This is a genomic window from Calderihabitans maritimus, assembly GCF_002207765.1.
GTDB lineage: Bacteria > Bacillota > KKC1 > Calderihabitantales > Calderihabitantaceae > Calderihabitans > Calderihabitans maritimus.
In genome coordinates, this window is sequence record NZ_BDGJ01000111.1 from 72,589 (window position 1) to 78,907 (window position 6,319).

Consider the following 6,319-nt stretch of genomic DNA (forward strand, 5'->3'; position numbering starts at 1 on the left):
CATGCGTACCATATGGAAAGGAGCCATATCTTTTGGCCTGGTAAATATTCCCGTAAAGTTGTATCCGGCAACAGAATCCAAAAGTATTAAATTTACTTATTTACACGACCGATGTAAAACTCCTATAAAGTATAAAAAGGTTTGCCCCGTGTGCGACCGGGAAGTTGGTATGGAGGAAATTGTCAAAGGTTATGAATATAGAAAAGGTGAGTATATAGTTTTGCGGGATGAGGATTTGGAAGAACTTCCTTTGAATACAATTAAAACTATAGACATCATTGATTTTGTAAACTTAGAGGAAATTGATCCTATTTATTATCAAAAGTCTTACTTCTTAGCCCCCGGTGAGTACGGAGTGAAAGCTTATCGTCTCCTTTATGAAGCTTTAAAGGAAACAGGCAAGGTCGCTGTGGCCAAGGTGGTTTTAAGATCTAAAGAACACCTGACTAGTATCCGCTTATACCGAAATCTGCTTTTGATGGAAACCATGTTTTACCCGGAAGAAATTCGCACGCCTGAAGATATTCCGGAGATGCGCGGTAAAGTACAAATCCATGATAATGAATTGAAGATGGCTGTTACTTTAATTGAAAACCTTTCAACACCTTTTAAACCGGACAAATACCGCAGTGAGTACCGAGAAGCGTTGCGGGAACTAATTGAAAAAAAATTAGCTAAAGAGAAGGTTGAGATTCCTTATCGGCCAACAGAGGCAAAAGTGGTAGATCTTATGGAAGCCTTAAGAGCCAGTGTTGAAGCGGCCGAGGAAAAAAGAAGACGGGCGAATAAGAAAAAGAGAAAGAAAGAAACCGGCTAAATTTTTCAGTTATTTGAATAGGTAATTTTAAGGAATTTAAGAAGGAATTAGAACCTTTATCCAGAATAAATGGAGGAAAATTCTCTGGCAGAGAAATTTGGGAAAGAAGTTAACTGAGGTGTGATAAATTGAACTGGCATATACTGCGCGGAGCTTTTAAAAAAGTATTTTCGGAAATGATCTTGGCGGTCTGGGGTTGGGGGATGGGGTTAGTTTTGATGGCTATTTTCAGCCTGGAAGTTTATCTACTTTATCGTTTTCTGGGAGTATATGCCATGTTATTAGGAGCGCTGATTTACTTAGTCCTGGTGTACATGTGGCTGGAGGTATCTTATCAATACCGGAATCTTAGAACTATTGAAAAATCTAAGATACGAAGGAAAGAAGACAGGATTTAACCTTACGGCCACAGCGGACCGGTTAAAAGCTATAGTAAATATATTCAAGATATGAAAAAGTGCCCTATCCAGCAGGGCACTTTTTTCTAATGTTTCTTCACTTCAGCCGCGCCGCTGTCTTTCAGTATGTTGACGGCTTGCGGAACTTTATCTTCGGTAGTCTGGACCGAAACGAGAGTTTTCCCCTGCCGCACATCTTCTTCGTACTTCCGGCCTTCTTCTTCCGGGATACCCCAGTCAATTAATCCCCCGGCTATGCCTCCGGTAGCGGCGCCGGATATCAGTCCGGCAAGAGGTCCGGCCGCAATAAGGGGTCCCAATCCGGGAATTACTAACGCCCCGGCACCCACAGCGAGGCCCGTCAGTCCACCCAAGACTCCACCGGTAGTTACTCCATTGCCAACGGGATTTTGAGCTTCCCCGTTGTTTCCCTGGTCATAATGTTCTTCTTTAGTCACCAAGGAGATTTCCCGGTCAAATCCTGCCTGGCGAAGAAATGATATTGCATTTTGAGCTTGGTTAACATTGTCAAAAACAGCCATTACTTTAGCCACCTGGGTTATCCTCCTTTCGTATTTTTTCTCACAACGTTTATTTTTAGTAATTCGGTTTTTATTTATGCACCCAATGCTTTGTAAGTAGTGTAGATTCTGTGTTTGTTAACAATAATTTTGCAGGTTAAAAGTAAAACGAACGGAGATATTAAATTAGTGAAAGGGGCCGGTGATAAATGAACTTTAGAATATTTATCATTTTCGTATTAGCTATAACTGCACTTATAGTTTTAGGAATTGAATACACCTCAAGGCCGGAATTTTGTTCGTCTTGTCATGAAATGAAAGAATTTTATACCTCTTGGACAACATCCAGCCACCGAAATGTCAATTGTCTCAAGTGTCATTCTGATCCCGGATTAGTCGGTTTGATCAAAACTAAGATTAAGGCCTTAGGAGAAGTTTATCACCATTTTACGCAAACTTATGAAACTCCTATTAAGATTAACAGTGAAACCTGGTCATTTTCCCGAAGATGTCTTCGCTGCCATCAAGAAGTAGTTGATAAATCCAACGGCCCCCACAATCAAAAACATTTTGCTATGGAGATGGCTTGTACCCGCTGCCATGAGGGGTTGGTTCATAATCCACAAACCAATACCAGGCTTCCCTCACGGCAGATCTGCAGATCATGCCACGGGGAAGCCTTTAAATAGATAGGGTGGGCTTAATGCCCACTCTTTTTTTGTGCTCAAAGACTCGGCAAATTTCTAAAAAATCAGCAGGAAATTAATAATTTGATAGCGAACGTTATCCCTATGTGTTAATTAGCGTAGGTTTCTTTTTTGCTTTATTTGTGCTGAACAGTACAAGAGCGCATCTTGTTAAAAAGAGGGGGATAGAATGGAGAAGCTTCAGTTAAATGAAACGCTTAAAAACGGAAATAGTTTTCGGGAATATATTCAGAAGCATAGCAATGTTGATCCCAGTAGTTGTTACCAGTGTGGGAAATGCACGGCGGGGTGCCCGGTAAGTTTTGCCATGGATTACACCCCGCGTCAAGTAATGCGTATGATCCAGTTAGGGATGGAGCAGGAGGCTCTGAGCTCGCATACTATTTGGTTGTGTGCCTGCTGTGAAACTTGTTCGGTCAGGTGTCCTAAAAACATAGATTTGGCAAAAGTTATGGAGACGCTTCGGATCGAAGCTAAAAGGAGAGGAATGGTGGCGGAAAGGAACATTGATCTTTTTGCCGATCTCTTTCTAAACTCAGTAGAAAAGTACGGACGGGTCCATGAAATGGGGTTGATATTACAGTATAATTTAAAGACAGGTCAATTTTTCAAAGATGCCAACCTGGCCCCGACGTTATTCAAAAACAGTAAAATTCACCTGCAGGCGGATAAGATTCAGGACGGCGGTGCTGTTAAACGTATATTTCAAAGGGTTAAGACACAAGGGGGTGAGGGCTGATGAAGTACGCCTACTATCCTGGATGTTCTCTACATGCAACCGGTATTGAATATAATCTGTCTGCCCGGGCGGTAGCCAAGCATTTAGGCATTGAACTCTGGGAAATCCCCGAATGGAATTGTTGCGGTGCTTCTGCCGCCCATAATACTAACCACTTACTGGCTCTTGCCTTGCCCGCGCGCAATCTAGCTATAGCGGAAAAGGAAGGCCTGGATGTAGTTGTTCCCTGCGCCGCCTGTTTCAGTCGTCTGAAGGCTACGGCCAAGGCGGTTCGAGAATCAGCTGCTACCCGTCAGACGATTGAAAATATTATTGAGATGAATTATTCTGCATCGAATCAGGTGAAAGCACTGCTGGATGTAATTGTTACGGATGTAGGACTAGATTCCGTTAAAGAAAAAGTGAAGAGACCGCTCACCAACTTAAAGGTTGCTGCTTATTACGGTTGCCTGTTAGTTAGACCGCCGCAATTAACTGAATTTGACGATCCGGAGAATCCTACTACTATGGATAAATTAATGGAAGCTCTTGGCGGTACGGCGGTCGACTGGCCTTATAAGACCGAGTGTTGTGGTGCCGCTCATTCGACTACTAAGCCTGAGATAGGATTGAAGATGATTAATGACATCTTATACCATGCTCAGCTAGCGGGAGCGGAATGCATTGTAACCGCATGTCCCCTATGTTTGCTTAATCTGGATATGAGACAAAAAGAAGTAGAGCAGCGGTATGGAATCAAGTACAATCTTCCCATTTTCTATTTTACAGAACTGGTAGGTCTGGCTATGGGATATGCCCCCAAGGAACTCGGAATAGAACGTCACTTTGTTGACGCTAAGACGTTAATAAATGAAAAAGACTTGTTACGACATCCTACAACGAGGAGGGAAGAGGCATGAAGAGAGTTGGTGTTTTTGTATGCCACTGTGGTTCAAACATTGCAAGCGTAGTAGACGTGGAAAAAGTAGCCGAAACGGCTAAGCAAATTCCGGGAGTTGTATTTGCTACCGACTACAAGTACATGTGTTCGGAGCCGGGTCAGGAAGTAATACGTAAGGCCATTAAAGAACACCGTCTTGATCGGATAGTAGTGGCCTCCTGTACGCCGCGTCTCCATGAACCAACTTTTCGTAAGACTTTGGAAAGTGCCGGACTAAACCCCTATTTACTGGAAATAGCCAATATAAGGGAACAGTGTTCTTGGGTTCACAGTAAAGATAAGGAAAAGGCTACGGTCAAAGCTATGGAACTGGTTCGGATGAGTGTGGCTAAGGTTCTGAAAAATGAACCGTTGCAGATAAGCAGTATTCCGGTGACTAAAAGGGCGTTGGTCGTCGGCGCTGGTATTGCCGGTATGCAGGCGGCTCTGGATATCGCCGATGCCGGATATGAGGTGTTACTGGTAGAACGGGAACCGACTATAGGCGGAAAAATGGCTATGCTAGATAAGACGTTCCCTACCCTCGACTGCTCTGCCTGAATTAGCACGCCCAAGATGGTTGCTGCGGCGCAGCACCCTAATATTAAACTTTATACCTATTCAGAAGTAGCCGAAGTTTCCGGATATATAGGGAACTTCGAAGTGAAAATTCGGCAGAAGGCCAAATACGTGGACTATGAAAAATGTACCGGCTGCGGGTTGTGTGAGACCAAATGTCCCAAGAAGGTTCCCAGTGAATTCAATCTGGGTTTGGGCAAGAGAACTGCTATATATAAACCTTTCCCGCAGGCAGTACCCAACAAGCCGGTAATTGATGCCCAAAATTGCCGCAAGCTGACGGAGAACAAATGCGGCGTTTGTCAGAAGGTCTGCCCGGTGGGAGCTATTAATTACGAAGATGAGGATAAGCTAGTCACCGAGAAAGTCGGTGCCATCGTTATGGCTACCGGTTATGACCTGTTTGACTGGACGCAAACTTACGGGGAGTACGGTTACGGAAAATATCCCGATGTTATTACCGGTCTGCATTTTGAAAGAATGGCTAACGCTTCCGGTCCAACGGAAGGCAAAATTGTAAGACCTTCCGACGGAAAAGAACCTAAGACAGTAGTGTTTATCAAGTGTGTCGGCTCGCGGGATGAGGCGAAAGGTAAGAGTTATTGTTCCCGTGCCTGCTGTATGTACACGGCTAAGCATGCTCACCAGGTTCTCGAAAAAATTCCAAATTCGCAGGCTATCGTATTCTACATGGATGTCAGGACAGCAGGCAAGACTTATGAAGAATTTTATCAGCGTTCTCTGCATGAAGGAGCTGTTTATATCCGGGGACGGGTATCTAAGATATTCCAACGGGGTGAAAAATTAATAGTACGAGGGGAAGATACTCTCTTAAGCCGTCCCGTGGAGGTAGAAGCCGACCTGGTAGTGCTGGCTACCGCCATGGTACCCAGTGTGGGTTCCAGCCAGTTGGCACAAATTGTCGGCTTTACCACGGATAAGGACGGTTTCTTCCAGGAAGCTCATCCTAAGCTTCGTCCGGTAGAGACCTTTACGGCAGGAGTTTATGTGGCGGGGGCCTGCCAGGGGCCGAAGGATATTCCTGATACGGTGGCCCAGGCCAGTGCTGCTGCAGCCAAAGTCTGTGCGCTTTTCTCTAAAGACCAAATGGCTACCGATCCCATGATATGTTCAATTAACGAAAGTATCTGCTCCGGTTGCGGCCTGTGCGTACCGGTGTGTCCTTATAAGGCCATTGAGCTGAAAACAATCAAGGAAAGAGTTCATGGAAAAGAAGTGCAGCGCCAAGTAGCGGCGGTTAACCCCGGATTATGTCAGGGCTGCGGCACCTGCACGGTAACTTGCCGTTCCGGGGCTGCGAACCTGAAAGGATTTACCAACGAACAGATCCTAGCGGAGGTGGATGCGATATGTCTGTAGATAAAGGGACAGCGACTCAACCGGCGGCGGAGAATTGGGAACCCAAGATAGTTGCTTTTTGTTGCAATTGGTGTGCCTACGCCGGTGCCGACCTTGCAGGTTTAAACAGAATTCAGTATCCTCCCAATGTACGTGTTATTCGCGTACCCTGTTCCGGCCGGGTAAATCCCCAGTTTGTGGTCCGGGCATTTCAACGGGGTGCCGATGCGGTTCTTGTGGCAGGCTGACATCCCGGTGACTGCCACTATGTTAGTGGCAA

General features: G+C 45.1%; 7 protein-coding genes and 1 pseudogene. 7 read left to right on the plus strand and 1 reads right to left on the minus strand.

What is annotated here, in order from left to right; all coding sequences use genetic code 11:
• Position 1 precedes the first annotated feature (1 nt).
• Positions 2 to 817 (plus strand): non-homologous end joining protein Ku, encoded by an 816-nt coding sequence (gene ku, locus KKC1_RS09500; RefSeq protein ID WP_088554223.1) that lies wholly within the window; start codon positions 2 to 4, stop codon positions 815 to 817.
• Between the two features lie 128 nt (positions 818 to 945).
• A complete protein-coding gene (locus KKC1_RS09505; RefSeq protein ID WP_088554224.1) occupies positions 946 to 1,215 on the plus strand; it encodes a hypothetical protein in 270 nt (89 codons plus the stop codon).
• 86 nt (positions 1,216 to 1,301) lie between these two features.
• Here the strand turns inward: KKC1_RS09505 and KKC1_RS09510 are convergent, their stop codons facing one another.
• Entirely contained in the window at positions 1,302 to 1,769 is a 468-nt protein-coding gene (locus KKC1_RS09510; RefSeq protein WP_088554225.1) for a DUF1269 domain-containing protein, read from the minus strand.
• A gap of 176 nt (positions 1,770 to 1,945) precedes the next feature.
• Between KKC1_RS09510 and KKC1_RS09515 the strand changes: the two genes are divergently transcribed.
• The 5 genes and pseudogenes from KKC1_RS09515 to KKC1_RS16805 form a co-directional block, all read left to right on the plus strand.
• On the plus strand, positions 1,946 to 2,425 hold the full coding sequence (locus KKC1_RS09515; RefSeq protein ID WP_088554226.1) for a cytochrome c3 family protein: 480 nt from the start codon (positions 1,946 to 1,948) through the stop codon (positions 2,423 to 2,425).
• Positions 2,426 to 2,612: 187 nt separating this feature from the next.
• Entirely contained in the window at positions 2,613 to 3,182 is a 570-nt protein-coding gene (locus KKC1_RS09520) for a 4Fe-4S dicluster domain-containing protein (RefSeq protein ID WP_088554227.1), read from the plus strand.
• Entirely contained in the window at positions 3,182 to 4,081 is a 900-nt protein-coding gene (locus KKC1_RS09525) for a CoB--CoM heterodisulfide reductase iron-sulfur subunit B family protein (protein WP_088554228.1), read from the plus strand. Before KKC1_RS09520 ends, KKC1_RS09525 begins: the two co-directional genes overlap by 1 nt.
• On the plus strand, positions 4,078 to 6,060 hold the full coding sequence (locus tag KKC1_RS09530) for a CoB--CoM heterodisulfide reductase iron-sulfur subunit A family protein (protein WP_088554229.1): 1,983 nt from the start codon (positions 4,078 to 4,080) through the stop codon (positions 6,058 to 6,060). The genes KKC1_RS09525 and KKC1_RS09530 overlap by 4 nt, the downstream gene beginning before the upstream one ends.
• Positions 6,051 to 6,284 (plus strand): annotated as a pseudogene (locus KKC1_RS16805) (hydrogenase iron-sulfur subunit); the annotation flags it as partial. The gene KKC1_RS09530 and the pseudogene KKC1_RS16805, both read left to right, overlap by 10 nt.
• Between the last annotated feature and the right edge of the window lie 35 nt (positions 6,285 to 6,319).

Excerpts from the sequence above, each read along its gene's own strand:
- KKC1_RS09525 (WP_088554228.1), top strand. The coding sequence starts at position 3,182 with ATGAAGTACGCCTACTATCCTGGATGTTCTCTACATGCAACCGGTATT.
- KKC1_RS09520 (WP_088554227.1), top strand. The coding sequence starts at position 2,613 with ATGGAGAAGCTTCAGTTAAATGAAACGCTTAAAAACGGAAATAGTTTT.
- KKC1_RS09515 (WP_088554226.1), top strand. The coding sequence starts at position 1,946 with ATGAACTTTAGAATATTTATCATTTTCGTATTAGCTATAACTGCACTT.
- ku (WP_088554223.1), top strand. The coding sequence starts at position 2 with ATGCGTACCATATGGAAAGGAGCCATATCTTTTGGCCTGGTAAATATT.